Annotated in this window: 22 protein-coding genes; 12 read left to right on the top strand and 10 right to left on the bottom strand. The window is 58.4% G+C overall.

Annotated features, from left to right (window positions below; all coding sequences use genetic code 11):
- Nucleotides 1-25: 25 nt before the first annotated feature.
- The 5 genes from cydC to Q1K07_RS15150 form a co-directional block, all read right to left on the bottom strand.
- The gene (gene cydC / locus Q1K07_RS15170) at nucleotides 26-1,765 is read right to left on the bottom strand and encodes a thiol reductant ABC exporter subunit CydC (protein ID WP_300312597.1); all 1,740 of its coding nucleotides are present in this window, start codon (nucleotides 1,763-1,765) and stop codon (nucleotides 26-28) included.
- On the bottom strand, nucleotides 1,758-3,479 hold the full coding sequence (gene cydD, locus Q1K07_RS15165; protein ID WP_300312594.1) for a thiol reductant ABC exporter subunit CydD: 1,722 nt from the start codon (nucleotides 3,477-3,479) through the stop codon (nucleotides 1,758-1,760). The genes cydC and cydD overlap by 8 nt, the downstream gene beginning before the upstream one ends.
- A complete protein-coding gene (gene cydB / locus Q1K07_RS15160; protein ID WP_300312592.1) occupies nucleotides 3,460-4,458 on the bottom strand; it encodes a cytochrome d ubiquinol oxidase subunit II in 999 nt (332 codons plus the stop codon). The genes cydD and cydB overlap by 20 nt, the downstream gene beginning before the upstream one ends.
- Before the next feature lie 4 nt (nucleotides 4,459-4,462).
- On the bottom strand, nucleotides 4,463-5,869 hold the full coding sequence (locus tag Q1K07_RS15155) for a cytochrome ubiquinol oxidase subunit I (RefSeq protein WP_300312590.1): 1,407 nt from the start codon (nucleotides 5,867-5,869) through the stop codon (nucleotides 4,463-4,465).
- 279 nt (nucleotides 5,870-6,148) lie between these two features.
- Nucleotides 6,149-7,132, bottom strand: a complete 984-nt coding sequence (locus Q1K07_RS15150) for a calcium/sodium antiporter (protein WP_300312587.1) — start codon at nucleotides 7,130-7,132, stop codon at nucleotides 6,149-6,151.
- A gap of 296 nt (nucleotides 7,133-7,428) precedes the next feature.
- Between Q1K07_RS15150 and Q1K07_RS15145 the strand changes: the two genes are divergently transcribed.
- From Q1K07_RS15145 to Q1K07_RS15110, 8 genes are all read left to right on the top strand, one after another.
- Nucleotides 7,429-8,757 (top strand): paraquat-inducible protein A, encoded by a 1,329-nt coding sequence (locus tag Q1K07_RS15145; RefSeq protein ID WP_300312617.1) that lies wholly within the window; start codon nucleotides 7,429-7,431, stop codon nucleotides 8,755-8,757.
- The gene (pqiB, locus tag Q1K07_RS15140; RefSeq protein ID WP_300312584.1) at nucleotides 8,754-10,436 is read left to right on the top strand and encodes an intermembrane transport protein PqiB; all 1,683 of its coding nucleotides are present in this window, start codon (nucleotides 8,754-8,756) and stop codon (nucleotides 10,434-10,436) included. Before Q1K07_RS15145 ends, pqiB begins: the two co-directional genes overlap by 4 nt.
- Nucleotides 10,433-11,023 carry an ABC-type transport auxiliary lipoprotein family protein gene (locus Q1K07_RS15135; protein WP_300312581.1) on the top strand — a complete coding sequence of 197 codons (591 nt, stop codon included), beginning with the start codon at nucleotides 10,433-10,435 and terminating at the stop codon, nucleotides 11,021-11,023. Before pqiB ends, Q1K07_RS15135 begins: the two co-directional genes overlap by 4 nt.
- Nucleotides 11,024-11,330: 307 nt before the next feature.
- The gene (locus Q1K07_RS15130; RefSeq protein WP_300312578.1) at nucleotides 11,331-12,686 is read left to right on the top strand and encodes a DEAD/DEAH box helicase; all 1,356 of its coding nucleotides are present in this window, start codon (nucleotides 11,331-11,333) and stop codon (nucleotides 12,684-12,686) included.
- Nucleotides 12,687-12,797: 111 nt separating this feature from the next.
- The gene (locus tag Q1K07_RS15125) at nucleotides 12,798-13,298 is read left to right on the top strand and encodes a hypothetical protein (RefSeq protein WP_300312575.1); all 501 of its coding nucleotides are present in this window, start codon (nucleotides 12,798-12,800) and stop codon (nucleotides 13,296-13,298) included.
- 44 nt (nucleotides 13,299-13,342) lie between these two features.
- On the top strand, nucleotides 13,343-14,548 hold the full coding sequence (locus tag Q1K07_RS15120) for an MFS transporter (RefSeq protein WP_300312573.1): 1,206 nt from the start codon (nucleotides 13,343-13,345) through the stop codon (nucleotides 14,546-14,548).
- 249 nt (nucleotides 14,549-14,797) lie between these two features.
- Nucleotides 14,798-15,844 (top strand): asparaginase, encoded by a 1,047-nt coding sequence (locus Q1K07_RS15115; RefSeq protein WP_300312571.1) that lies wholly within the window; start codon nucleotides 14,798-14,800, stop codon nucleotides 15,842-15,844.
- Nucleotides 15,845-15,848: 4 nt separating this feature from the next.
- A complete protein-coding gene (locus tag Q1K07_RS15110) occupies nucleotides 15,849-16,259 on the top strand; it encodes an SRPBCC family protein (protein WP_300312568.1) in 411 nt (136 codons plus the stop codon).
- Between the two features lie 53 nt (nucleotides 16,260-16,312).
- Here Q1K07_RS15110 and Q1K07_RS15105 read toward each other — a convergent pair whose 3' ends face one another.
- Complete coding sequence (locus tag Q1K07_RS15105) at nucleotides 16,313-16,549, bottom strand: DUF2789 domain-containing protein (protein ID WP_300312566.1); 237 nt, start codon at nucleotides 16,547-16,549, stop codon at nucleotides 16,313-16,315.
- 63 nt (nucleotides 16,550-16,612) lie between these two features.
- A complete protein-coding gene (gene yegQ / locus Q1K07_RS15100; protein WP_300312563.1) occupies nucleotides 16,613-17,923 on the bottom strand; it encodes a tRNA 5-hydroxyuridine modification protein YegQ in 1,311 nt (436 codons plus the stop codon).
- A 179-nt stretch (nucleotides 17,924-18,102) separates the two neighbouring features.
- Between yegQ and queC the strand changes: the two genes are divergently transcribed.
- Genes queC through Q1K07_RS15080 form a run of 4 tightly spaced genes read left to right on the top strand, consistent with a single transcriptional unit; the run spans nucleotide 18,103 to nucleotide 20,680 of the window.
- Entirely contained in the window at nucleotides 18,103-18,813 is a 711-nt protein-coding gene (gene queC, locus Q1K07_RS15095; protein WP_300312560.1) for a 7-cyano-7-deazaguanine synthase QueC, read from the top strand.
- Nucleotides 18,814-18,818: 5 nt separating this feature from the next.
- Nucleotides 18,819-19,541 carry a 7-carboxy-7-deazaguanine synthase gene (gene queE, locus Q1K07_RS15090; protein ID WP_300312557.1) on the top strand — a complete coding sequence of 241 codons (723 nt, stop codon included), beginning with the start codon at nucleotides 18,819-18,821 and terminating at the stop codon, nucleotides 19,539-19,541.
- Nucleotides 19,541-20,374, top strand: coding sequence for a 6-carboxytetrahydropterin synthase (locus Q1K07_RS15085; protein ID WP_300312555.1), 834 nt, complete (start codon nucleotides 19,541-19,543; stop codon nucleotides 20,372-20,374). Before queE ends, Q1K07_RS15085 begins: the two co-directional genes overlap by 1 nt.
- An 18-nt stretch (nucleotides 20,375-20,392) precedes the next feature.
- On the top strand, nucleotides 20,393-20,680 hold the full coding sequence (locus tag Q1K07_RS15080; protein ID WP_300312552.1) for a YkgJ family cysteine cluster protein: 288 nt from the start codon (nucleotides 20,393-20,395) through the stop codon (nucleotides 20,678-20,680).
- 74 nt (nucleotides 20,681-20,754) lie between these two features.
- Here the strand turns inward: Q1K07_RS15080 and Q1K07_RS15075 are convergent, their stop codons facing one another.
- The 3 genes from Q1K07_RS15075 to Q1K07_RS15065 all read right to left on the bottom strand — a co-directional run bounded on the left by Q1K07_RS15075 (nucleotide 20,755) and on the right by Q1K07_RS15065 (nucleotide 25,903).
- Nucleotides 20,755-24,666 carry an AAA family ATPase gene (locus Q1K07_RS15075; protein WP_300312549.1) on the bottom strand — a complete coding sequence of 1,304 codons (3,912 nt, stop codon included), beginning with the start codon at nucleotides 24,664-24,666 and terminating at the stop codon, nucleotides 20,755-20,757.
- 30 nt (nucleotides 24,667-24,696) lie between these two features.
- Nucleotides 24,697-25,329, bottom strand: coding sequence for a tRNA-(ms[2]io[6]A)-hydroxylase (locus tag Q1K07_RS15070; protein ID WP_300312546.1), 633 nt, complete (start codon nucleotides 25,327-25,329; stop codon nucleotides 24,697-24,699).
- A 97-nt stretch (nucleotides 25,330-25,426) separates the two neighbouring features.
- The gene (locus tag Q1K07_RS15065) at nucleotides 25,427-25,903 is read right to left on the bottom strand and encodes a DUF1289 domain-containing protein (RefSeq protein ID WP_300312545.1); all 477 of its coding nucleotides are present in this window, start codon (nucleotides 25,901-25,903) and stop codon (nucleotides 25,427-25,429) included.
- Nucleotides 25,904-26,158 lie beyond the last annotated feature (255 nt).

Here is a 26,158-nt window from a genome sequence, read left to right as displayed (position 1 = left end):
TGGCCGCTCGATAAGACATTATCCCTTATAGGGTGACGGATTCGACCGTCGTGCGCCACGTTGACGCATGCCGAGGTGCCAACCCAATACTGCGTGTTACCTTGCTCATTCCGGGTTTCGGTGTCGCAGGGTCATGCTCATGCACCAGATAAACCACCGTGCGTTGCTTAAGCCATGGCTCGAGCCTCTCTGCGACTCGTTCGGCAGTGGCGGCATCAAGCCCCGCAAAGGGCTCATCGAGCAACACCAGTCCCGGCTGGGTCAGAGACAGTCGGGCCAGGGCAATGCGTCGCGCCTGTCCTCCCGATACCTGGCGGCCACCCTCGCCCACACGAGTCTCGAGCCCTGCCGGCAAGGCCTGTGCCCAATCCTTCAAGTCCACGGCTTCGAGAGCCGCCCATAAGCAGGTGTCATCCGCTTCCGGTGCCGCCAGTCGCAGATTCTCCGACAGACTGGCATCGAACAGATCGACACTCTGGGTCAAGCATCCTACACCTGCCGCCAGTGCATCAGGTGCCAACATGTCGACAGGATGACCGCCTATCGAAAGCTGCCCCTGCTGCAGGTTCAGTTGCCCGCCCACCAACGCCAACAGAGTGGACTTCCCTGCGCCAGAGGGGCCACACAGTGCAACGCTTTCCCCTGCTGCCACATGCAAGTTCACATCGTGCAGGGCATCAAACAGGGCCCCGGAATAACGAAAGCTCAATGCCTTGCCACTCAATGACAACGGACCAGGAGGCAACGCAGCATCGCCTTCTGGCATTATCGCCACGTCATCAATGACATTCAGCCGCTCAGCCGCAGCAAGCGTGGCGCCAAGCTGAGTGAACGCGCCGGGTAGTGCGGCCAACCCTTCACTCAGAGCCATGGCGGCCAAGGGCAACATCACCATTATTGGTGCGCTCAGACCGCCGTTGGCAAATGCCGCGGCCCCCATCATCAGCAACAGCAACCAGGTGCCTCCGATCAACGCCGTGACCAGGGCATTACCTATGGCGGTGACCACCGCAAGACGCCATTGATCCTTGAACAGCTGGGCCTCGATGTCTTCCAGTTGGATACGACGCCGATCCAGCGCACCATAGGCTTCCAGTTCGGCAAAGCCTCGCAGGGACTCCATGACGCCCGAGCGTAATTGCTCCAGCGTCTCGACCCTGCGTCGGCTGGCGACCATCCCCAGCCTGGCCTGACCAAAGGTCAGCCAGCACCAGGCGAATAACAGGAGCCCCCCTAGCCACAGCACCACACCAGGCAGCCAGATCGCCACCAGTGCAAGGAGCGCAGCACCCAGCAGCAATGCCACCAGCGGAGGCGCAAGCAGGCGCAGGTACAGAGCATCCAGCGTGTCGATATCGGCCGTCAGGCGATTGAGCCAGTCACTTGCCCGGCGCCCTGCCAGCCGTGACGCATCCATACGCGCAAGACCGGCGAACATGCGCACGCGCAAGTCTGCCAGCAAACGCAGAATCGTATCGTGGTTGTAAAGACGCTCCAGATAGCGGGAAACCGTACGGGACACGGCAAACAGCCGAATCCCGCCACCCGGGGTATACACATCCAGCGTCGCTGCCGCACCAGCGGCCAGGGCCACTCCTGTCAGCGCAGAAGCCGTGATGAACCAGCCGGACACAGCCAGCAGGCCAAGTGCTGACAGTGCCGTTGCCAGCATCAATAGCGCCCCCACCACCAGACGCCCGCGATGTTGGTCATGCAGACGCAACCAAGGGCCAAGCGTAGCGAATATCCCTCTGCGCTCAGCCATGACACACCTCCTTGCCTTCCGCGAGAATCACATGATGCTGTCCCATGGCCATCAACGCCGGATGGTGAGTCGCGATGACCAGAGAGCGACCTTCCGCCACCAGAGATTCAAATCCTCGTACCAGCGCTCGCTCGGTCTCCTCGTCGACGCTTGCCGTCGGCTCGTCCAGCAGCACCAGCGGTGCATCACTCAGGAAGATACGTGCCAATGCCAGGCGTTGTGCCTGACCGCCAGATAAGCCATAGCCACCTTCACCCAACGAGGTTTGCAGCCCTTGAGGCAAGGCGTCCAGCACCTCGGCCAGCCCTGCTCGCACCAATGCCTGGTGCAATTGTTCATCACTCACCTGGGGCGCTGTCAGGCGCAAGTTGTCAGCGATACTGCCCTGTATCAACAGAGGACGCTGGTCCATCCATGCACACATCAATCCGGGAATCGCCTGGCGTTCGCCTTCACCGGCACCGACAAAGCCGGCCAGCAGTTGCAGCAGGCTGGACTTTCCAGAGCCGGAAGGTCCGCTCAATACCCATACCTGACCACGTTCAACGGCCATGTCGACAGGCCCTAATACTCGTCCCCTCCCCGCATGATCCAACGTCGCACCTTGCAGCCGCACCAGTGCATCCATCTCTTGCAAGGTAGGTTCAGCCACAGGATTCAGACGCAGTGCATCGATCGGCTCCTGCAATAGCTCATGCAGCCCTTCTGCCGCCGCCAGAGCCGAAGCACGATCATGATAGAACTGTGACAGAGTGCGTAACGGCTGAAAGAACTCAGGAGCCAGCAGCAGAATCATCAAGCCACTGAACAAAGTCAGTTGCGAGGCAGGCCCGAAGGGAATGTCACCCAGCAGACCGAAACCGATGTAGATGGCCACCACAGCAATGGCTACGGAAGAAAAGAATTCGAGCACCGCCGAAGAGAGGAAGGCCAGTCGCAGCGTTCGCAGGCTGCGGCGGCGATAATCATGGGCGACCGCAGACACTTCCAGAGTGGCTCGCTGAGTCGCCCCGAACAGGCGCAACGTCGTGATCCCCCTCACACGATCGATGAAGTGACCCGACAGCCGTGCCACCGCCAAGAATTGCTCGCGATTGAGCGACTCTGCCCCCATACCGACCAGCGCCATGAACAAGGGAATCAGGGGTGCGGTAAGTGCCAGCAGTACCGCCGCGAGCCAGTCCTGCCAGACCACCAGAGCGAGAATCACCACTGGCACAATGAGCACCAGGCGCGTCTGAACCCAAAAGCGAGCCACATAACCATCCAGGGCTTCGACCTGCTCGACCCACTGGTGAGCCAGGCCTGCACTATGGTGATTACCCACCCGCACCGGTCCCAGGCGTGCCCAGTGATCGAACACCTCGGCGCGCACCCTGCGACGCAGGTTCTGGCTGGCCTTCTGCGCCAACAATTCCTGGGTCATGGTCAACCCACTGCGCAATGCCAGCAGCACCACAATGGCCGTCGCCAGAGGCCACTGTGCCGCAAGTGCACTCCCTTGAACGACACTGGCGACGATTCGAGCGAGCAGTATCAGTTGAGCAATGACGGCGAAGCTACCTAGACAACCGCTGAGCACCGCCAGATTCAACCACAGGCGTTGCTCAACGGTACGTTGCATCAGCCAACGGCGGGCTGGAGAGCCACGCCGTCGGCGGGATGCGGAGGCATCCTCTGTAGAGTGAACAGGTTCAGTGGTAACCGTGGCCACGCACCTTTCCTCTGAACACCCAATAGGACCATGCGGTGTACCCCAGAACCACCGGGATCACGAATAGCACGCCAAGCAGCAGGAACAATTGAGATTCCGGTGCAGAGGCCGCATCCCAGATGGTGATGTCCGGCGGTACCAGGTAAGGCCATTTGCTTGCTACCAGCCCCAGGTAGCTGAACAGGAACAGGCCCAACGTAGCAACGAAGGGCTGTCCTTCATTGCGCCGACCCACCGCGCGCCAGATCCAGGCAGCACACACAAGGCCCAGCACAGGGAAGATCCAGAACAGGGACAGATGCCCGAACCAGCGTTCACGCACATACTCATCCACAAAAGGCGTATAGAGGCTGATCACGGCAAAGCCGATCAGCACCAGCACCAGGAGTTTCGGCGTGATGCGATAGGCCCAGTCCTGCACTTCTCCCTCGCTCTTCATGATGGTCCATGTCGCTCCCAGCAGCGCATAGCCCGCCACCAGAGACAATCCAGTGATCACAGTGAAAGGCGAAAGCCAGTCGAAAGCTCCTCCTACATAGACATCGTTTTCCACGGTAAAGCCCTGGATATAGGCCCCGACCACGACCCCCTGGCAGAAAGTGGCGAGCATCGATCCTCCACAGAAGGCGATGTTCCACCAGTGACGGTTACGCCGGGACTTGAAGCGAAATTCGAAGGCAATGCCACGGAAGATCAGGCCCGCCAACATCAGGAAGACACCCAGATACAGCGCTGGCAACAAGATGGTGTAGACCAGTGGAAAAGCTGCCAGCAACCCTGCCCCGCCCAGGATCAGCCAGGTTTCGTTGCCATCCCATACAGGTGCCACCGAGTTCATCATCACATCCCTGGCCTCCTCATTGGGGGCGAAGGGATACAGGATGCCGACCCCCAGGTCGAAACCGTCCATGAGGATATACATCATGACGCCAAAACCGATGATCAGCGCCCAGATCATAGTGAGGTTGATCAGTTCCATGAGGTCAGCTCCCGATAACGCGGCCGGAATCGGCTTCAAGCGAGGTGTGTGCGGCAGACAATGGACGCATGGGTTGTTCCACCTCGTGATGAGGTTCTTCTGCCAGCATGCCTTGGCGCACGACGCGGGTCAGATAATAGGCTCCTGTGAGGAACACCACCGCGTACACCGCGGCATAACCGATCAGCGTGGCCAGCACCATCCAGCCTGTCAGAGAGGGTGTGACTGCCTCGGCCTGGGTCATGATGCCGTATACCAGCCACGGAGAACGCCCCGCTTCCGTCACGAACCAGCCACCCAGCACGGCAATGAAGGGCGAGATGGTCATCAGCCTGAGCGTCTGCAGGAAAGGCTTGGAGTGATACACCCGCCCGCCTCGACGCAGCCACAGGCCAACCAGGGACACCAGAATCATCAGTACGCCCATACCGACCATGGCGCGGAAGGACCAGAATACAAATGCAACGGGAGGCTGCTCTTCCGGTGGCACTTCCTTGAGACCAGGCACCACGCCATCGACGTCATGCGTCAGGATCAGGCTGGCCAGGCTGGGGATGCCGATCTCGAAACGGTTCTCCTGGGCTTCCTTGTCTGGCCAGGCAAACAGCAGCAGCGGCACATTGGACTGCGTTTCCCAATTGGCCTCCATGGCCGCCACCTTGGTCGGCTGGTGCTCCAAGGTGTTGAGACCATGGGCATCACCGACGACAGCCTGCACAGGAGTCAGCACCAGCAACAGCCACAAGCACATGGAGAGAGCCTTGCGATTGGCTTCCACGTCGCGGCCAATCAGCAGGTACCAGGCACTGACGCCCGCCACCACAAAGCCGCCGGTGAGAAACGAAGCAAGTGCCATATGAGCGAAACGGTAAGGGAACGATGCCGTGAACATCGCTTCGGCCCAGTCCGTGACATGGAAGCGGCCATTGACCAGTTCCACCCCGGCCGGTGTCTGCATCCAGCTATTGGTAGAGAGAATCCAGAATGCTGAAATGAACGTACCCACCGCTACCATGATGGCGGCGAACAGGTGAACACCTTCAGGTACCTTGCCCCGTCCGAACAGCAACACACCGAGAAAGCCCGCTTCAAGGAAGAAAGCCGTCACGACTTCATAACTGAGCATCGGCCCCAGGAAGTTGGAGCCCGCCAGGCTGAAGTTGCTCCAGTTGGTACCGAACTGGAAGGCCATGACGATACCGGAGACCACGCCCATGCCGAAGACCACGGCAAACACCTTGACCCAGAAAGCCGCCAGACGCTCCCAGGCATGGTTGCCGGTCTTGTAGAACAGGCCATGGAGCAAGGCCACATAAGATGCCAGACCGATGGTGAACACCGGAAAGATGGCATGGAAGGATACGACAAAGGCGAACTGTATGCGTGACAGGATCACGGGGTCCAGTTCCATGACACATTCCTCGCAGCAGAGAAGAACCAAGCAGAGGGAGATGGACTGACGTTTTCCTTGACAGACTCTCCCCCGCAATGCGCGAGCCCGAATCATCCTGCTCGAGGTGTGCCTGGTGGCGCCGCAGCGATGTCATATCGCTGAATCAAGGCGTTCCATCGCAAACTGTGCAAGTTCGATTCGAACTCGCACTAAGCATAGAGCCTACTCCTACTTCTGTCGCATGAGGGGAATTGTCGCGCGGCACCGTGCCACAGCGGCATTTGGCCGCAAAATGCCCTAGGTCAGCACCAGCGATACCATGTAAGTGGTATAGGCGATGTACATCGCCAGAAAGACCATTCCATCGAATCGCGTGATACGTCCCGCCCTGCTTGGCCAACCTAGCGCAAATACCGCCATCAGCACCGTCATGACCGTCATGACGCTCCAGTCCCTCAATAGCACTTCTGTTCCTACCTCCACAGGCGCGATGACGGCAGCCAGGCCGACCACACCCAGGGTATTGAACAGGTTGGAACCCACCACATTGCCAACCACCAGGTCATGCTCATTGCGGCGCAACGCACTCAGAGAAGAAGCCAGTTCTGGCAGAGAGGTGCCTACCGCCACGACAGTCAGGCCGATGATCAGATCTGAAACCCCAAGCCCCTGGGCAATTTCCACCGCTCCCCAGACCAGCAGGCGAGAGCTGGCGATCAGCAGGACCAGACCAATGAGCGTCCACGTCAGGGATGCTTTCAGTGACATGGGGTGGGATTCAATCTCGGTCATGGTATCCGTCGCCAGAGAATCCACTTCACCAGAAGCCGTCGAACGCCGGCTATTGAAGATGCTGAAACCAATGAAGCCCATCAGCGCCACCAACAGCACAGCACCTTCGACACGCCCGATCATTCCACCCAGCATCATCAGAGCCGACACCAGCGTGGCCACACCGAGCACCGGCAGCTCACGGCGGATCACCGAAGTACTCACGGCCAGCGGGGAGACAATAGCCACCAAGCCAAGAATCAGACCGATATTGGCAATATTCGAGCCATAGGCATTACCCAGCGCCAGCCCTGGATTGCCCTGGGCCGCTGCCAGTGCAGATACTGTCAATTCTGGTGCCGAAGTACCAAAGCCGATGACCAGCATGCCTATCAGTAATGGCGATAGCCCCAATCTGGCAGATGTTGCTGCAGCGCCATCCACAAAACGATCAGCACTCCAGATCAGTACAACCAGTCCCGCAATGACCGCCATGGCCGCCAATAACATGTCCATTCCTCGATAGAAACTGAGGCTGCATGGTTGTCTATGGTGTCGCTCACGTCAACGTGTCAAACTCTTATTCAATGGAAGAGACAATAGACCGCGGTCATGCGTGATGGATCCGTTTTCGACTATTGTCCACGCTGCGAACAACTCAACATCTCATGCAACGTTGCCTAGTGAAGTCGCATGAAAGAGCACAGTTGTTCGCCAAGCATTTTGGATTCTGTCTTCTTGGGAGGAGACCCACCCCAGTGCTCAGCCCTATCCACGGCCCTCTCGTCAGACTTCGCAACACCCCGATTTCTGAACACCCGGCACCGGAACATCATCCGACATCACGGAGGCGTCTGCGCGCTTGTCATGAATGCGACTGGGTGATGGCCTTGCCTCCATTGCAACCCGGCCAACAGGCATGCTGCATACGCTGTGGTGGGGTTCTGGCCAAGCGCAATGCGCTTCCTGTCCAGCGTTGCCTGGCACTGGCCATCAGCGCGTCCATCGCCTTGATAGCCGCTATTTCCTTTCCCTTTATTCGCTTCAGCGTAAGAGGCATCGGGAATCAGATCGAGGTCACCCAGACTGCCACGGAGATGCTCGCCCAGCACCAACCCATCGTGGCACTCATGGTGCTGATGGCTGTATTTGTACTACCGGCGCTATACCTGATGGCCGCCGTATGGGTGCAAATCAGCCTGCTGCTGCCTCATCGCCTGCCCTGGAGCCGCACCATTGCCCGTATGCTGGGACACATCACGCCATGGATGATGGCCGATGTGTTCATCGTGGGCACCATGGTCAGCCTGATCAAGATTGCCGGCCTGGCCGAAGTTTCGTTGGGTGTCTCGTTCTGGGCCTTCATTGCTTATGCCCTGCTGTTGCTGGCCACCACCCTGTCCCTCGATTCCGATTGGCTATGGTTTTCCCTTTCCGGTGGTGAGCCATCAGCACCGGAAGGTATCCACACCGGTGCCACAGCAGCCTCCCAGAATCTCGCCGGTTGTCATACCTGTGGCCTGATCGGGCGGCTTGATGAGCGTGGCCATGGTACTTGCGAACGATGTGGCGAAAAGCTTCACGCCCGCAAGCCACGCAGCCTGCAATACAGCTGGGCACTGTTACTGACTGCTGCAGTGCTCTATATTCCGGCCAATCTCTACCCCATCATGTACACCACCAGCCTGGGCAGTTCCGACCCCAACACCATCATCGGAGGGGTCATCTATCTGGCCAGTCATGGTTCCTGGCCTGTGGCTATCGTGATATTTGTTGCCAGTGTTCTGGTACCCATCGGCAAGATGCTGGCCCTGGCCTGGCTATGCTTGGTGGCACCCAGAGCACCAGGCATGCGCTCCAGTACACGCACACGCCTTTATCGGCTGACAGAATTCATTGGACGCTGGTCCATGGTCGACGTCTTCGTGGTCGCTATTCTCACTGCGCTGATTCGAGCAGGCGCCCTGATGTCGGTTTCCCCCGGCCCCGCGGCCTTGGCCTTCGCCTGCGTTGTCATACTCACCATGGTCGCTGCCATGTGCTTTGATCCACGACTGCTGTGGGATGAAGTATCATCTGCCAAGATAAAGGGCTCTGACGCCAGCATTTACGACAATCAGGGAAGAACGCCATGACCGACGGCGATACACGCACACCAGGATCCGAACAGGACGATCCCCATCGGGCTACACCGGCACGCCAGTCTCGCTTGTCCCCTGTATGGATAGTGCCGCTGGTCGCACTATTCATCGGCGCCTGGCTGGTCTATGACAATTACTCCAGCCGTGGACCGCTGATTAGCCTTCATATGCCTACAGCAGAAGGCATCGAGGCAGGCAAGACACTGATCAAGACACGCAACGTAGAAGTTGGCCAAGTCGAAACCGTACGCTTGAGCGAAGACCTTTCCGGGGTCGAGATCACCGCTCGCATGACACCGGAAGCCGATCCCATGCTGGTCGAGGATAGTTACTTCTGGGTCGTCAAACCACGTATCGGACGCGGAGGTGTCAGCGGCCTGGGCACAGTATTTTCCGGTGCGTACATTCAGCTTGAGCCGGGTGAGAGCGAGATTTCAGACAAAACGTTCGATGTTCACGACCAGCCTCCGGTGGCACCACCTGGAGCTGAAGGCCTTCGCCTCAGTCTTGTCAGTCAAGCGGGTAGTGCGCTCAAGATCGCTGACCCGGTGACTTACCAGGGAATCAATGTGGGACGCGTCGAAGAAACAAAGTTCGACGTCGAAAGTCAGACGATGCAGAGCCGAATCTTCATCGAGAGTCCTTATGATCAATTAGTCACCGAGAACACACGCTTCTGGTCGGCCAGTGGTCTTGACATCAGCCTTGGAGCAGATGGTATTCAGGTCAAGGTCGGCTCTCTCGAGTCCCTGATCGGCGGTGGTGTCACCTTCGGTCTACCCGAGGACATCCCGGCCGGCGATCCTGTGACAGCGGATACCACCTTCCAGTTGTATGCTGACGAAGAAGAGGCGCGTCAAGGCTCTTTCAACCGCCATCTTGACTATGTACTGCTGGTTGAAGACACGGTACGCGGTTTGAGCAAAGGGGCACCGGTGGAATTCCGTGGTGTGCGCATTGGTACCGTGGCCGCCGTGCCATGGAACTTCTCATCGATCCGCGATGAGCAGCGCGACACTCTGGCCATTCCAGTATTGATCCGTATTGAGCCCCAGCGCCTTGGCCTGGAGATGGATCTGGACGAATGGAAGACCCGCTACGAACGCTTGTTCAATGCCGGCCTGAGAGCCACGCTCAAGAGCGGCAGCCTGATCACTGGTGCGCTGTTCGTGGAACTGAAGTTCGACCCTGCTCTGCGCGGCCAGTACACACCGGAAACCTTCGCCGGTCGTCCCGTCTTTCCGACTTCTCGGTCTGGTCTGGCCCAGATCCAGTCTCAGGTCACTGCGTTGCTCGACAAGCTTAACCGACTTGATGTGGAGTCTGTCCTCAGCGGCCTGGATCGCAACTTGCAGGTATCCGAGGCGACTCTCGATCAAGCCAAGGAACTGGTCAGCAACATGAATAAAATGCTCGGTAATCCGGATAGTCAGAACCTGCTTGGCAACCTCAACTCGACGCTGCTCGAACTCAAGCGCACCATTCACGGGCTATCACCAAACTCCGATGCGTATCAGGACCTGACCAGAACGCTTGATGAAGTCGAGACACTGATGCGTGACCTGCAGCCTGCTGCACGCAAGATCAGTGACAAACCCAGCTCGCTGATCTTCGACAGCCTCGATACCGAAGACCCCATTCCCCGAGCCCCGAATACCAGGAGCAGCCAATGAGGCCGATATGGAAACTCAGCCTTCCCCTGCTGGCACTATGGCTGGGAGGCTGCGCTAGCAGCACTCCGACGACCAACCGTTACCTGCTGCCGGCAGATGCCGGCAGTACGGATGCCAGAGTGCCAACGGCATCCACCACCACGTTGCTGATCTCGTCTCCACGCATGGCAGACTTCCTCAGCAACGACGGCATCGTGTTGCAGTTGGATGACCTGACGCTCAATGAAGCCAACAGCAACCTATGGGCTGCCCCGCTCAGCCAACAGCTTGAGCGAGGCATGCGCGACCGCCTTGCACAGCGACTTCCCGGCCAGAAGGTGCTGCTGGCCCGTGGCAACTCTCCACAGGACGCCCTGACACTGGAAATTTCTGTTGATCGTTTCCAAGGACACTATGCCGGTTACGCGATTGCGTCAGGCCAGTGGCTATTGCGCGACGATCAGGGCACGGTTGTCAGCTATGCGCCCTTCAATGCTCAAGTCGATCTTGGCAATGACGGTTACCCGGCTTTGGTGCGCGCACTAGGGCGCAGTTGGGACCAGGTGGCTGACGATATCGCCGCTGGCGTTCGTACCACGAACTCGTGAAGTGAATTACCAAGCTGCGCAGCAGCATGATTTCTGTCATCATGGCCGCTGCTTGTAAGGGAACTGCTTCACACAGTGTGTTGTGTTTTCTCAAGAAAGCACTGCACAGGTTGATGACGCGACGAATGGCACGCTGCACAGATCGGTTCTCGCATCAATGCCCTGGTGCAGTGTTTTCCCAGAAAACACTCTTTATTCCCTTGTTACTGTTTGACGGTCATCCGAATTTTTTCCCCACGCCTCGCGCAAGGACTGGACTGACGTCGTCTTGATGATGTCCTGCGAGTGCGTGCGAGCTGGAGCTTGCATGAGTTTTTCCGACCTCGGCCTGCGTGCCGAACTGCTTCGAGCCATCGAAGCGCTGGGTTACGATACCCCTACTCCGATTCAACGTCAGGCCATCCCCGCCGTCATCCAGGGAGGCGATCTTCTCGCTAGCGCCCAGACCGGTACAGGCAAGACGGCTGGCTTTACCCTTCCCATGCTTCAGCGCCTGGCCGACGGACCACGTCCACAACCCCGTCAGGTTCGGTCTCTGGTGCTCACCCCGACCCGCGAGCTGGCGGCCCAGGTTGGTGAAAGCGTCACCGCCTATGGACGTTTCCTGAAACTGACCAGCCACGTGATCTTCGGCGGCGTTGGCCAACAACCACAGATCGATGCCCTGCGCCCGGGCCTGGATATTCTCATTGCTACACCAGGTCGTCTGCTCGACTTGCATCAGCAGGGCCATGTGGATCTATCCAAGGTAGAGATCCTGGTCCTGGACGAAGCCGACCGCATGCTCGACATGGGCTTCATCCATGACATTCGCCGCGTACTGAAACTCTTGCCCCAGGCACGTCAGAACCTGCTGTTCTCGGCGACGTTCTCCAACGAGATCCAGGCACTGGCGGATCGCTTGCTGAACAATCCCCAACTGATCGAAGTGGCTCGCCGCAACACCACAGCAGAAACCGTCGATCAAGCGATCTATCGAGTCGACCGTGAGCGCAAGCGTGAGCTGTTGTCCCATCTGATCACGACACAGCAGTGGTACCAGGTACTGGTATTCACCCGCACCAAGCATGGTGCCAACCGTCTCGCAGAACACCTTGGCAAGCAGGACATTTCGGCCATGGCCATCCATGGCAACAAAAGCCAATCTGCCCGTACTCGTGCCCTGGGAGCCTTCAAGTCAGGCGAGCTGCAGGTGCTGGTGGCAACCGATATCGCCGCCCGTGGTCTGGACATTGACGAGTTGCCCCACGTCGTCAACTTCGAGCTGCCCAACGTTGCCGAAGACTATGTGCATCGCATTGGTCGCACCGGACGTGCCGGCAATGAAGGCCAGGCGGTGTCACTGGTCTGCGTGGATGAGCATGGCCTGTTGCGCAACATCGAGCGCCTGATCAAGCGAGACCTGGAAAAACGCATTGAACCGGGTTTCGAGCCGGACCCCAATGCCAAACCGGAACCCATCGAAAATGGCCGCAACCGCGGGAACGGCGGTCAAAGACGGAGCCGGGACAATACCAATGGACAGAAACGCAACCGGGGCGACCAGGAGCGTCGAAGTGCCCAGAGCCGCAATAGCGGGAACACATCCCGCACGACCGAGGGCACCAACCAGCCGGCAGCACGTCGTCGGCGCAGCCGCTCCGGTCAGCGTCGTCAGGCTTAACGAACCCACTCTCCTGGGCCGCCCTGCTTGACAGCACAGGCCGGTACGCAGGCCAATGAAAGCGTATCGGTGAAAACAGCGCGGTCCTTGCCGAATTCCGAGGATGACAGGATGGCCTCCAAAGAACTGATCAATGAATATCTCCAATGGCGTGCATTCCGGCGCCAGTCTCAACTGGACAGTGAGTTTCGCGCGGCACGCAAGAAGCTTGACGATGCCCGAATCTCTGCGACCCGCATGACCGAAGCCTATCGCAGCATGGCTGACAAGGGCGCAGAGCAGGGAGCCTGCTATCGCACCCTCTATCAGCGTGACCACGATGGCGTCGCAGTCACTTGCGAAGGCTGGCTGTTTGTTCGCCGAGTCCTGGCTGAAGGGGGAACCACACGGGTTCGCGCCACCTTGCTGGAAACCTTTCGCCTGGAGAATGGCCAACAGGAGCCCGGCAAGACAACGGCGGAAAAAGTCACACTGGAAATCTACGACCAGTTGCTGACCAGTCAGAATATGGCCCTGGTCGTGCGCGTTGACCGCACCGATGGCGACCGTCAGACCAACTTCCTGACATTCGCCGATCAAGTTCGTGGTGATCTGCGCCCGCATCTGGCGTAGCTCGTACTTTTCGACCCTGTTTAATACCTGCTCTGGGGCTTGAGATGACTGCCAAGACCATTCCGTGGCGATTTTTGTTTCTGATGGTACTGGTTGGGCTGAACCTGCGTCCGGCCTTGTCGTCCCTGGCCCCAGTACTCAACCGAGTTCAGCAGGATACTGCACTGACCCCACTGTCCATCGGCGCACTGACCACATTGCCGGTACTCTGCCTTGGCCTGTTTGCCCCGGCAGCACCACGCCTGTCGCGCCAGTTTGGTCCGGAGCGAGCTCTGGCACTGTCCTTGGTCGTCATTGCCGTTGGCTTGCTGCTGCGCTGGCTTGCCAGCCCCTGGGCACTGTTTACAGGGACTTTCCTGGTCGGTGCTGGCATCGGCGTGGGCGGTGCCCTGTTACCAGCCCTGGTCAAACGCGAGCTGCCGCATGGTGCCGACCTCATGACCGGGGTATATACCATGGCCCTGTGCCTCGGTGGCGCCCTCGGCGCAGGCCTGTCCATTCCACTCAGCGACTGGCTGGGGGGCTGGCCTCCCGGGCTTGCTGCCTGGTCGTTGCTGGCTATCGTGGCACTTGTGGCCTGGGAACTGGGCATGCCACGTACCCCCGCTACCCCACATGCACCAGGTCAGACAGGCACCGGGGCCACCAGAGGCATTCTGCGCCAACCGCTCACCTGGCAGATCATGGTGTTCATGGGAGCTCAGTCCTCCTTGGCCTACATCGTCTTTGGCTGGCTACCCACTCTTCTCGTCAAACGAGGTTATGACGAAGCCGAGGCCGGTTGGTTGATGGGCCTGTCGGTGCTGATTCAATTGATCTCGGCACTGGCCGCTCCCTGGCTTGCACGCTTGGGCCGAGACCAGCGTCCAGCATTACTGCTTGGGCTCAGCTTCTCGACGACAGGCCTGTGCCTGTTACTGTTGGCCGGCCCATTCTGGAAACTGCCTGGCGTAGTGATGCTTGGCCTTGGCCAGGGTGGCAGCTTCAGTCTGGCACTGGCTCTGATCGTGCTGCGTAGTGCGGATTCTCGCCTGGCTGGCCGCCTCTCTGGCCTTGCCCAGGGAGGCGGCTACGCCCTCGCTTCCCTGGGACCCTTTAGTGTCGGCATCATGCTTCAGCTCGATGTCGGTATCCCCTGGATTACCGCAGCCCTGGTGGCCATCGCCACACTGGCCGCTGCATGCAGCTGGTTTGCCGGACGCAACCGTCAACTCGCCTTCGACGAGGAAGGTCGTCTCATTACCCGCTGACCGACTCATTTCCGGCACTCATGTTTTCGAGGCCCATGTTTTCGAGACCCACGTTTTCGACATTCATGCGCTCGAGCCTATATTCTCGAACATGACGTTTACGAGCCGAGTATGGGATTCTCATGAGTCCTGACCGTACCTGCATACTGCTTGCCGTACATGCTGCATCGACTTGTCCGTCTTGCGAGAACCCGTATCATGGCGGGCGACCCTGAATGACAACTGGCCACGAACCGAGGAACCAAGCCCATGACTGCGATTTCCAATGCCCCTCTGCTGGTGCTCTACACCGGAGGCACTCTCGGCATGGTGGAAACCGATCAAGGTCTGGCCCCTGGAAAAGATGTCGAAGGTCGTGTTCGCCAGGCACTCGATGCCCTGCCACCAGAACGCCGTGCAGCCTTGCCCGCGTTTGTCTGGCATGAAGTGGACCACCCCATCGATTCAAGCAGCGCCAGACCCGAAGACTGGGCAAACCTGGCCGCGGATATTGCCGACTGCTACAGCGACTATGCAGGAGTCGTCGTACTTCACGGGACGGATACTCTGGCCTGGACAGCGTCGAGCCTGGCCTTCCAGCTCCTGGGCATTGATCGTCCGGTCATCGTCACCGGCGCCATGCTTCCCATGGAAGCCCAAGACAGCGACGCTCCACGCAACATCGAAACTGCCCTACGCTTTGCTGCCATGCCGCAACTACAGGAAGTGGCACTATGCTTCAATGATCTGCTGCTGCGTGGCTGTCGGGCCCGCAAGTGGCAAACTCGCGATGCCAATGCCTTCGTCAGCCCCAACCTTTCCGCATTAGGCGAACGGCGCGGCGACGATTGGCTGCTGTTTGAAAGCCATGGTCTGGAGGCAACTCAACGTGGTGCTCCGCGCTTTGAGCAGGCCGATTACCGCAACATGGGCGACAAGGTCATCCGGCTCTCCCTGTGGCCGGGCATTCAAGCCTGGCAATTGGCTGCATGGCTCAGCGACAAGCGCGTCGAGGGAGCTCTGATCGAAGTCTGGGGTGGCGGTAACATACCCGAAGATCTGGAACTGGCTGCGGTGATGGCGGAAGCCACTGCTCAAGGCAAGATGATCGTCGCCATCAGCCAATGTCCGCATGGCACTATCGAAATCGGCCATTACGCGGCAGGCCAGTTGCTGAGCGAGGCCGGCGTCATCTCTGGTGACGACATGACGCCCGAGGCAGCTTACACCAAGCTTGTTCACCTCTTGGCCCAGCCCCTTCCGACGGAAGAGCGTCTGCGGCGCTTTCGCACTTCCCTGGTAGGCGAGAGGGGCTGATTCCATGAGGAGCATTACACACAGCGCCATCCTTCCTGCGCCACCCGACAAGGTCTTCGCACTGCTCGAACGCGTCGAGGATTTTGCCGAGTACTCGGACCTGATCACAGCCATCGAGCCTTTGGGTGAGGAACGCTACCACTGGCATGTCCACGCGGTGGGCATGGATTGGACCTTTGCCGTCCAGATCACGGAGAAGATCGCCCCCACCAAGCTGGCCTGGGAATCAACAGAGGGTATACACAATCAGGGGCATTACGACCTGGAAGCCGTCGATGAAGGTACCCGGGTCACCTTGACCCTGGAATACCAGATTCGCAATCGCCTGCTGGCCAAGGCCGTGGATCGCGCTGCGCGCCCGCTAGTGGCCAAGGTCAGCAAACAGATTCTGGAACGTGTAAAAGCCCGTCTGTGACAGACTGATATCTCTTTCCACAAGCAGCAACGACCCAGCCATGCACGCCATCGCTATTGTTTGCGTAACGATGCATCCAGCTGGTCTACCAACTCGGCCCAGTCCGCATCATCTTCCTTTGCCTCACGCAGAAAATCAGCCTGGCCTTCATTCCAGCAAGGCGCATCCGCAAGTTCCATGTCATCCGGCAATGGAGCATTGTTATCGATGAAGCGCTTGATGGCCGCAGCATCAGAAGCAAGCCCCAGCTGTTCGAAGAGTTCACTAAATGCATGATCCGGGTGTTCCATGGAAAGCTCCTGAATGAGTAGGCCACGAAACTAACCATAGACGATGCTCTCCCACTCGACGATTCAACGCACCTCGATGGCTATATCAGCGCCAGGGGCTGGCTCCAGGTCACGCATCAACAGGGCAAACGACAGTTGGCCTTCGTCACTCACCAAACCTGGGACAGCCAGGCGAACACGGTGCCCCGAGCCTGGCGCTACGGTGATCTTGCCTCGCGAGGCGTTTTCCAATGCCTGCAAGGTGAAACGCAGATTACCCGAAGGCAGCATCAGTTCCATGCGATCCCCTACGGAAAAACGGTTCTTGACCTCGACCTCCAGCATGCCGGCGTTCGGATCATGACCGATGACCTCGCCGACAAACTGCTGATGCACGCCTATCGAATGGCCACGTTCATAATTCTGATATTCATCATGTACATGGCGACGATAGAAGCCTTCCGTATAACCCCGGTTAGCCAGATTCTCCAGTTCATCCATCAGCGTCATGTCGAATGGCCGGCCAGCCACGGCATCGTCAATGGCCCGACGATAGACCTGGGCAGTACGCGCAACATAGTAATGCGACTTGGTACGTCCTTCGATCTTGAGTGAACGGACGCCCATCTCGGCAAGTCTGGCAACATGCTGGACGGCACGCAGATCCCTTGAGTTCATGATGTAGGTGCCATGCTCATCCTCGAATACCGGCATCTGCTCACCTGGCCGGGAGGCTTCTTCGACCAATGCAAACAGGTCGCCACTGTCATCCTCTTCGGCAGGCAAGGTTCGATACTGCCAACGGCATGCATTGGTGCAGGTACCTTGATTGGGGTCCCGGCGATTCAAGTATCCGGACAGCAGGCAACGTCCTGAATAGGCAATGCACAGGGCACCATGAACGAAGGTTTCGATTTCAAGGTCTGGACATTCACTGCGAATCTCGGCAATTTCATCCAGCGATAATTCCCGGGACAGAATGATGCGGCTTATCCCCTGCCGCTGCCAGAATCTCGCGGCCTGATAGTTGACCACATTGGCCTGCACCGACAGGTGGATCACCTGGTTCGGCCAGCGCTCTCGGACCATCATGATCAGACCAGGATCCGACATGATCAGCGCATCCGGCCCCGCCTCGACCACCTTCGCCATGTCATCCAGGTAGGTCTTGAGCTTGCTGTTGTGGGGAGCAATGTTCGAAGCAACATAGAATTGCTTGCCCCGCTCATGGGCATAGGCAATGCCTTCATGCAGATGGGCAAGATGGAAATCGTTGTTGCGCACCCGCAGGGAATAACGGGGTTGACCGGCATAGACCGCATCCGCCCCATAGGCGAAGGCATAGGTCATGTTCTTGAAGGTACCTGCCGGCGACAGCAGTTCAGGAGCTTGCATGGGGATTACCAGACATCATCAGGGCAACCGGGGAGGTTGCCATGCCGGTCTCCCGGCATCATTGATCAGGATCAACTGCATAAGAGATGAATGTCTAGTCACAGCTCGGGGAATTGGTTACCCTTGCGGCGCCGGACCGGATCCCGGCTAGTCCAAATTCTCCGATCATGAGTTTGAAAATGACCCAATCTTCCTCTGCCTCTGTAGTGATCTACTCCGGCGGCATGGACTCTTTCACCGTCCTTCATCGTGCCCTGCGGGAAAATCGCGAAGTTCACGCTCTTTCGTTCAACTATGGCCAGCGCCATGTGCGTGAGCTGGAAGTTGCACGACAAGTGTGCGCAGAACTCGGCATTCCTCACCAGATTGTCGATATCACTGCCATCCACGGCCTGATCGATAATTCGGCGCTTACCGATGCCAGCCGCGAGATGCCGGATGGCGATTATGCCGAGGACAACCTCACCTCTACGGTAGTCCCCAATCGCAACATGGTGCTGCTTTCCCTGGCCATTGCCAAGGCTGTCAACATCGGTGCCTCGCGAGTGGACTATGGCGCCCATGGTGGTGACCATGTGCTCTATCCAGACTGCCGTCCTCAGTTTGTCGAGGCCATGAATGCCGTCGCCGCCATTGCCAACTTCTCGCCTGTAGAAATCCACGCACCTTATCTCAAGCGCAGCAAGAGCGAGATTCTTGCCGATGGTCTGGCCATGGGCCTCGATTATGCCAAGACCTGGACTTGCTACGAAGGTGGGCAGCATGCCTGTGGTCGCTGTGGCAGCTGCCGCGAGCGTCTGGCAGCCTTCGCCGCCAATGGTGCCAGCGACCCATTGACCTATTCCTGTCAGCCTGACCTTCATCACCCCCACGGCAATCACGAGGGGTAACGGTCATGTACAGTGTCAAGGAAGCCTTCTATACCCTGCAGGGCGAAGGCGCACAGAGCGGTCGCGCCAGCGTCTTCTGTCGTTTCAGCGGCTGCAACCTGTGGTCAGGCCGCGAACAGGACCGTGCCAAGGCCCAATGCCAGTTTTGTGATACCGACTTTGTCGGCACGGATGGTCAGAACGGCGGCAAGTTTGCAGATGCTGGAGACTTGGCAGATCACCTGCTGTCTCTGTGGCAACCGGTGGAGAAAATCTCTCCTGCCGCCCCCTATGTCGTCTTCACCGGGGGCGAACCATTGCTGCAGCTCGATGAAACACTTATCGACGCCATGCACCAGCGCGGCTTCGACGTCGGAGTGGAAACCAACGGTACCCTACCCGCACCGCCTGGCATCGATTGGCTATGCGTCAGCCCCAAGGGAAGCGCCGCCATTGTCCAGACGCATGGCAACGAACTGAAGCTGGTGTTCCCCCAGGCGGATGCACCACCACAACGCTTCGAGAACATGGCCTTCGAGCACTTTCTGCTGCAGCCTATGGACAGGAGCCATCAGCCTGTAAATGAGAGCCTTCAGCCTGACGAAAAACACCATCAGCCTGATATCGCTTCCGTGACAATCTGCAGTGACTCCGAGCGCTCTCCCATGGCGGCCTGCGTGGCTCACTGCCTGGCTCATCCACAGTGGCGCCTGTCACTGCAAACACACAAGATTCTGGGGATCGACTGATGGCATTGTTCGTATACCACCTGACCCATGTGGACAGCTCTGTCTGGTGCCCCGAACGCGGCCTGATAGGTGCCAGTTGGAACGTACATGTCGAACTCGACGGACAACTTGGCGAAGACGGCATGCTGTTCGATTTCGGCGAAGTCAAACCGTGGATCAAATCTCGACTCGATGATGGCATTGATCACACCTTGATCGTGCCAACAGAAGCGCCAGGTATCTCGATCAGTGACTGCCCGGAAGGTATTTGTATCCGCACGACAGAGCCCTATGACATGGAAGTGCGCGGCCCCCGCCAGGCATTCACCCTGTTTCCATGGAAGCGGATCACCCCCGAGGCACTGGCCAGTCATTTGAGTACCGAGATGATGCGACGCCCTCCCGCTCGAGTAGACAGTATTACGCTCACGTTCGAGGATGAGCGTATCGATGGTGCCGCATACACCTATACCCATGGGCTCAAGCGCCATGCCGGCAACTGCCAGCGAATTGCTCACGGCCATCGCTCACGTTTGCACGTCATCCAGCAAGGACAGCGCCAGGCCACACTGGAAACCCGATATGCCGACTGGCTGGCGGACAGCTACCTGGTCGCTGCTGAGGACATTGTTGCCGAAGGCGACCGTGGTGACTGGTTGCGTACCGCCTATCAGTCCGCCCAGGGTCAGTTCAGCCTGACCCTTCCGGCAGAGCGGTGCCGTATTCTGCCAACCTCAACGACAGTGGAAAACATCGCTGCCTGGCTGGCTGGCGAAGTCGCCAAGGATACTGGTACTCCCACCAGAATTCGGGCTTTCGAAGGCGTGCACAAGGGCGCCACGGCGGAAATCTGAAGGTTCAGTGAGAGCATGATGAGTGAACTGATCGCCCGACAATCTGCAGCCCCTCAGGCAGGCTGTCGACCCGGTTGTGGTGCTTGTTGCATCGCCCCCTCGATCAGTTCGCCCATCCCTGGCATGCCCAAGGGAAAACCCGCAGGAATGCGCTGCGTACAACTCGACACGAACAATCTATGCCGCCTGTTCGGTGACCTTCGCCGTCCCCGGGTGTGCCTGAGTTTCGATTTCGATGCCGAGCTATGCGGCAGTTCCAGCGCCGAAGCCATGCACAATATCAGCGAGCTGGAACGCCTGACCTGATGGTAGTACTTTCCAGCTCGCCTCCATACCTTGTCGCGAGACACCTTGTCGCGAGCAAGATGCAGGCAGGGTTTTCAGAACCCAGAGGCCTGAGTGACACGCTTGTCCAGTAACGTTCGCCAACGCACCAGCACCGGAGCATCACTCAACGACACCTGAGCCAGCAGTTCACGAAACTGTTCGCGCACTTGTGTATTACCAGGCTCGATCAGAGTGAGCCATTGCTCCAGAGCACTGAGTTGCTGATGCAGATTGCCATCACGCTCCGCCTGCTGTGCTGCAAGCTCGATCAGGCTGCGAACGACATCGGTGCCACGCCCAAGACGCTGACGTACCCGGGCCAGCTGGATGGCAATCTCCGGAACGAACAAGGAGTGACGCTCACGAGCCATCAACAGGCATTGGTCGAGATAATCTTCGGCCCGGTCCAGCTCACCCAACGCCAGACATGCATCCACATACCACAGGTCGGGGCGCTTATAGAGGTCCCTGCCACTCAATTCTGCCCATTCCTCATGACAGGCCTCGATCTGCACCAACCCTTCCTTACCCCCGGATAACGCCTGCTGCCATCCCATTACCACCCGCGATGCCAGTTGCCACAGGTGCAGGTCTGCCGAACACGTCAGTTGACGGGCACGCTGCGCCCGATGGGAGGCTTCATGGACATGACCAAGCTGGCGATACAGCGACGACGCATACATCAGTGCCATAGCCAGGCTACCTGGATGATTGATCTGCTCGGCCAGCCGAATGGCCGACTCCACATGATGCTCGGCACGTTGGTAGTCGCCACGCAGGCACAAGGCCCAGCCCTGAAAGCAGGCCGCCGCTACCTGGGGATGATCGGCGAAGGGCAGCCACTCAATCATCATGGTGTTGTTGAGCGGGTCCAGCTCTTCCAGGTGATCATAGGCCTGGCGAATGCGTCCTGCCCAGTACTCGCAACTGGCGCCAGCATAATCCGCCAAACGACGATAACGTGGATCATCCATGCGTGCCGCCAGGTCAGCGAGCCGAGAAGCCAGCAGGAAAGCATCAGCATGGGCATTGCGTTCACTGCAACCGATCCATAACCCCCACTGAACGAGGAACGCCTGCTCAAGGTCGTCTTCGTCATCGGGGTTCTGATCAAGCCGGGCAAGCAGCTCACGCGCCTTGACAAAGCTGTCGTGGGCAGTGATCGACCCTCTCCCCTCCAGCGCATATGCAGCCTGCCCACGTACCGTGAGCAAACTGATTTCGCGCTCCACCGGCTCATCAGCCAAGCGCAGGCTGGCCAATCCCTCGTCAGCCATTTTCAGTGCCGTACGGTTGGCACTGACCTTGAGTGCTTCCCGTGCTGCCAGTTCGAAGTAGCGTGCTCCACGGGCATAATGCCCACTGCGGCGTAGATGCAAGGCAAATTCACCAGGGTGACGGCTGATCCATACGGGATGATGTTCTTCGATCAGATGCACGACCTGGCGATGGGTTTCGACCCGAATGTCTCGCGGGCAGGAAAGATAGGCGGCCTCGTGCAGCAATTGGTGGGTGAATTGATATTCACGGATGTTGCCTTCGCCTTCGGCCGGCTCAATGATCTCGAGGCGACGCATTTCCTCCAGCGCACGACCCAGGCGATCCGGCTCCCAGCCCGTGCACTCCTTCAGGAAGTCGAAACGGAAATACCGCCCCAGTACAGCAGCGATATGAGCCGCTTCACGATCGCCATCAAGCTGGTCGATACGGCTGCTGAGCAGACCGAGCAGACCTTGCGGTAGTTCCTCGAACTGGACACTACGTCCCTCGCGACGGTCCATGTCCAGGCGGCGACAGATCTCCTGCAAGTACAACGGCACACCATCGCAGCGTTCAATGATCTGACTGCGCAGACGCGGAGAAAAATGCAGTCCATAGCGCCTGGCCAGTTGCGACAGCAAGCGTGATGATTGCATGGCGTCCAGGCGACCGAGCGTGATCTGCTGGTCCCAATGCAAGCGGACTGGCAGCGTCTCTCGACCGTGCTGGCTGGCCACCAGAAGGAAAGGACAATTGATCGGCAGGCGCGCCTGCAGGCCAGCAAGCACTTTGAAGGAAGGCTCGTCGACCCATTGCAGGTCATCGATCATCAACACCAGCGGGCGCTCTTCAGTGAGCCGGTGAATCAACCCATAGAGTATGGATACCACCAGTTCCACCGCTTCGCTGCTCTGGGCCAGCAAGGTCACTTCGCGAGGCTCCCGGATCCCCATGGCTTCCGCCAGCCATTCCCAGGATGCCTCCGGCAGCACTTCTCCGTGAACCTCTTCTACCAGCTTCGTCAGTGAATCGGCATTGATGCCACCATCGAGGTACCAACGGATCAGTTGGCGTGCAACACCGTAGGCCTCTTGCCCCGATAAGCGTGTATTGGGCTGCCAGCATATCGCCGCCTCCCGGGTTTGTTCTGAATGACGAAAACCTACCAGCAGGGCCGACTTGCCAAGCCCAGACGGTCCACGCACCAGTACGCTCTGGCGCAGTCCAAGCCCTGCCCGGGCAAGGGCATCGCGCAAGGTACGAACAGCGCTTTCGCGGCCCACCAGGCTTGGTGGGGCTGCATCACGCCCGCCGAGATTGTCACCCAGCACCAAGGCTCGTAGCATCACTCGACCATCGCGGGCCACCAGACGCGAAGACAGTCGAGGCTGTAAATCCAGCGCAGGTGGCATATGCTGACTGGCTTCCTGAGAAATCACCAGCTCACTGCCATCGGCAGCACTCATCAGAGCCAGGGCCCCTTGGCTTACCTGCCCCAATGGATCGACCAGGTGCCGCGCAGGAAGATAAACCACCTGCCCACTATTGAGACCTGCAGCCAGTTCAATGGCTGGTACATCGCCTTCCCCACTCCAGTGCCGTCGTGACTCCTCAGCGATCTGGCCTCGACAATGCTCGTAGAGCGCTACCAGCTCAGCCAACTGGTGGGCAGGGCCATGGGTACCAAAGCAGGCCAGTCCCATGCCGCCCGTGGCACCAGGCAGCCAGAAGCCTCCCAATTGATGACACTGTTTTTCCAGCCAACGCATCAGTTCGATCTGCAAGGCCAGGCAGGCACGGCTTTCAGCGCGACTGGAAAGGTCTCCGGAAAGGCGCAGGCGAATCGCCATCACCGACAACTGGCGGTGATCCACTTCCTCCTCGCTGAGAGGAGCGCTATCCATGGCCAGCGTACGGGAAAAGGCGCCTTTGGGGGACATGCTCTGAGGGTCTGGCTGACCATCGGACCAATGACTGGCAAGTTGCAGAAAGCTCGGCTCGGGTTGCTGTCCGGACAGTGCCAGCAACTGCAGGTAATCGTTGTATTGGGCATGGGCAGCCGCGACCTGCCCTTTTTCAGCCAACTGACGAACCAAACGTTCGTGGAAGGGACCATAGCCAGAAAAGCGACTGACCAAGTCCTGCATCAGGGAGTCTGGAACCGATGCATCCTGAGCCAGGACATCTTCGGCAAAACGAATGACTTTCTGACGCCATTCATTGCGAGCCTGAACAAGCATGCGTTGGAAATCGGGGCAAGAAGGCAGTTGCAGCTCTTCAACCAACTCACCACGATAGCAGCGCAGTAGCTTGCCCAGGGTTGCCACATCCCGTTCAGCTTCGAGCAACCCTTGCAGATCATCGACATCAAAGCCCCAATGAGATGGCAGGCGAAAGGCAATGGTCTGCCGCGATACCGTCAGGGCCTGATCTGCGGAATCCCCTAATGACTGGCGCAAGCAGTGCAAGGCATGACGCAGATTGGTACGGCCTGAGGACAACCCTTGGTCCGGCCACAGCAGTTCCGCCAAGGTTGCCCGGTTGACGGGCTGATGATGCAGCAGCAGATACACCAGCAGAGCCTTGACTTTGTCATAACTGAACTGGATGAGGACATCATCTCCCAATGTCAGAGAAAAGTGCCCAAAAAGTGCCAGGTAATCCCGGTCTTTTGTCTGGGAAGCTTCTTGTCCGGCGTCCCTCATGGTGTTCCCCTGCATGGCGTCGCCCCGGCTTCAGGCCGGTACGCCGCTGTGAAAACGAAAGACATCATCCGGGGTAGCAATCAGCTCAGCCTCGCGTGCACGGAATATCTCGACGCGCGGCTCGACCGGCGCATCGGACACTTGTTTCGCGAGCATGATGTAATCCTCGAAATGACGTCCCTCAGACTTAACCAGACCACGGTAGAACTTGGCAAGCTCAGCGTCCAAGTGGGGTATCAGCCGTGCGAAGCGCTCACAACTACGTGCTTCGATCAGGGCTCCCACGATAAGAAGGTCGACAAGGCGCCCCGGCTCATCGCCACGGACCAGTTTCCTCAGTCCTTCAGCATAGCGGGAAGCACTAATATGGCGATATGTAATGCCTCTGGAAAGCATGATTCTCACCACCTGTTCGAAATGCAGCAGCTCTTCCCTGGCCAATTGCGACATCTTGGTCAGCAGATCCGGCTGGTCCACATAGCGATACATCAGACTCATCGCCGTGGAAGCTGCCTTTTTCTCGCATTGTGCATGGTCGATCAGCAGCAGCTCTTCATTGTCGAGAGCCCAATCAACCCAGCGTTGTGGTGTTTCACAGGGAAGAAAGTCGATCAGCTCCTGAGGAATCAAGGAGTCATGAGCAACAGCAAGAGAAACGGTCATGAAATGTTAGTCCTGATATACCATGAATAAGGATTTTCCCGGACATCTTCTGGCCGTGCTCCCTACTATGGGCACTTTTCCACAAGGTCCTGTCGTCCTAGGCCAAAGGCTGGCCAGAGCACTCAGCCGATGAGTGACTCGATTCGATATCCCGACACCGACGCGCCTCTCCGGCATCGAGCAGTACCTGGTTGATGGCAGCATAAAGCGCCTGAGGATCAGTTGGGCTACCGGTAACAGGGAAAATGCCGTAACGGCCGACTTCCTTGATCTGCTGACGACCAACTCGCAGCAGTTCCACTACGCGGGATAGCGCAGGTTGCTCCTGCCGAAAGCGAATTCGGTGCCTGAGCAACTGTTGCTCCAACTGCCCGGCATCCACCACCTCCACGAAACGAGAGGCAGCATCGCTACGCATCTGATCCAGTTCGCGCATGCGCTGCTCGCGTTGCTCGGTAGAAAAGCTGGGCCAGCGCAATATTTCGCCATCGTGGCGTTGGCAGCCCCGGCAGACATTATCTCCCACCGTGGTGGAACATAGTCCAACACAAGGCGATACGATGCGTTGCGACATCAACCTCTCCATTTCATCGAATGTCGTTATGGTAGCGCCTGTATCAGCACATGGCACCCTCATTATTCACATGATGAAAAAGCCGCGACGCTTAGTCTCATCTCGCTGCGTCGATATATCACAACCCTCTGTTCGAACCCCGTAATAACGGGCTCTCTTAACATTGTCTACAATCTAGTTTAGAATCCCGCCACCGTTGACACCGTTGTTCCATCACGTCGTCCCAAGACCGATACTTCGGTCGAGATCGTGACC

It is taken from the genome of Halomonas sp., from assembly GCF_029263665.1.
Taxonomy (GTDB): Bacteria; Pseudomonadota; Gammaproteobacteria; order Pseudomonadales; family Halomonadaceae; genus Halomonas.
This window is presented reverse-complemented; position numbering and strand designations above follow the sequence as displayed.

Excerpts from the sequence above, each read along its gene's own strand:
- cydC (WP_300312597.1), bottom strand. The coding sequence starts at position 1,765 with ATGGCTGAGCGCAGAGGGATATTCGCTACGCTTGGCCCTTGGTTGCGT.
- cydB (WP_300312592.1), bottom strand. The coding sequence starts at position 4,458 with ATGGAACTGATCAACCTCACTATGATCTGGGCGCTGATCATCGGTTTT.
- Q1K07_RS15155 (WP_300312590.1), bottom strand. The coding sequence starts at position 5,869 with ATGGAACTGGACCCCGTGATCCTGTCACGCATACAGTTCGCCTTTGTC.
- Q1K07_RS15150 (WP_300312587.1), bottom strand. The coding sequence starts at position 7,132 with ATGTTATTGGCGGCCATGGCGGTCATTGCGGGACTGGTTGTACTGATC.
- pqiB (WP_300312584.1), top strand. The coding sequence starts at position 8,754 with ATGACCGACGGCGATACACGCACACCAGGATCCGAACAGGACGATCCC.
- Q1K07_RS15135 (WP_300312581.1), top strand. The coding sequence starts at position 10,433 with ATGAGGCCGATATGGAAACTCAGCCTTCCCCTGCTGGCACTATGGCTG.
- Q1K07_RS15130 (WP_300312578.1), top strand. The coding sequence starts at position 11,331 with ATGAGTTTTTCCGACCTCGGCCTGCGTGCCGAACTGCTTCGAGCCATC.
- Q1K07_RS15125 (WP_300312575.1), top strand. The coding sequence starts at position 12,798 with ATGGCCTCCAAAGAACTGATCAATGAATATCTCCAATGGCGTGCATTC.
- Q1K07_RS15120 (WP_300312573.1), top strand. The coding sequence starts at position 13,343 with ATGACTGCCAAGACCATTCCGTGGCGATTTTTGTTTCTGATGGTACTG.
- Q1K07_RS15115 (WP_300312571.1), top strand. The coding sequence starts at position 14,798 with ATGACTGCGATTTCCAATGCCCCTCTGCTGGTGCTCTACACCGGAGGC.
- Q1K07_RS15110 (WP_300312568.1), top strand. The coding sequence starts at position 15,849 with ATGAGGAGCATTACACACAGCGCCATCCTTCCTGCGCCACCCGACAAG.
- Q1K07_RS15105 (WP_300312566.1), bottom strand. The coding sequence starts at position 16,549 with ATGGAACACCCGGATCATGCATTTAGTGAACTCTTCGAACAGCTGGGG.
- yegQ (WP_300312563.1), bottom strand. The coding sequence starts at position 17,923 with ATGCAAGCTCCTGAACTGCTGTCGCCGGCAGGTACCTTCAAGAACATG.
- queC (WP_300312560.1), top strand. The coding sequence starts at position 18,103 with ATGACCCAATCTTCCTCTGCCTCTGTAGTGATCTACTCCGGCGGCATG.
- queE (WP_300312557.1), top strand. The coding sequence starts at position 18,819 with ATGTACAGTGTCAAGGAAGCCTTCTATACCCTGCAGGGCGAAGGCGCA.
- Q1K07_RS15085 (WP_300312555.1), top strand. The coding sequence starts at position 19,541 with ATGGCATTGTTCGTATACCACCTGACCCATGTGGACAGCTCTGTCTGG.
- Q1K07_RS15080 (WP_300312552.1), top strand. The coding sequence starts at position 20,393 with ATGAGTGAACTGATCGCCCGACAATCTGCAGCCCCTCAGGCAGGCTGT.
- Q1K07_RS15075 (WP_300312549.1), bottom strand. The coding sequence starts at position 24,666 with ATGAGGGACGCCGGACAAGAAGCTTCCCAGACAAAAGACCGGGATTAC.
- Q1K07_RS15070 (WP_300312546.1), bottom strand. The coding sequence starts at position 25,329 with ATGACCGTTTCTCTTGCTGTTGCTCATGACTCCTTGATTCCTCAGGAG.
- Q1K07_RS15065 (WP_300312545.1), bottom strand. The coding sequence starts at position 25,903 with ATGTCGCAACGCATCGTATCGCCTTGTGTTGGACTATGTTCCACCACG.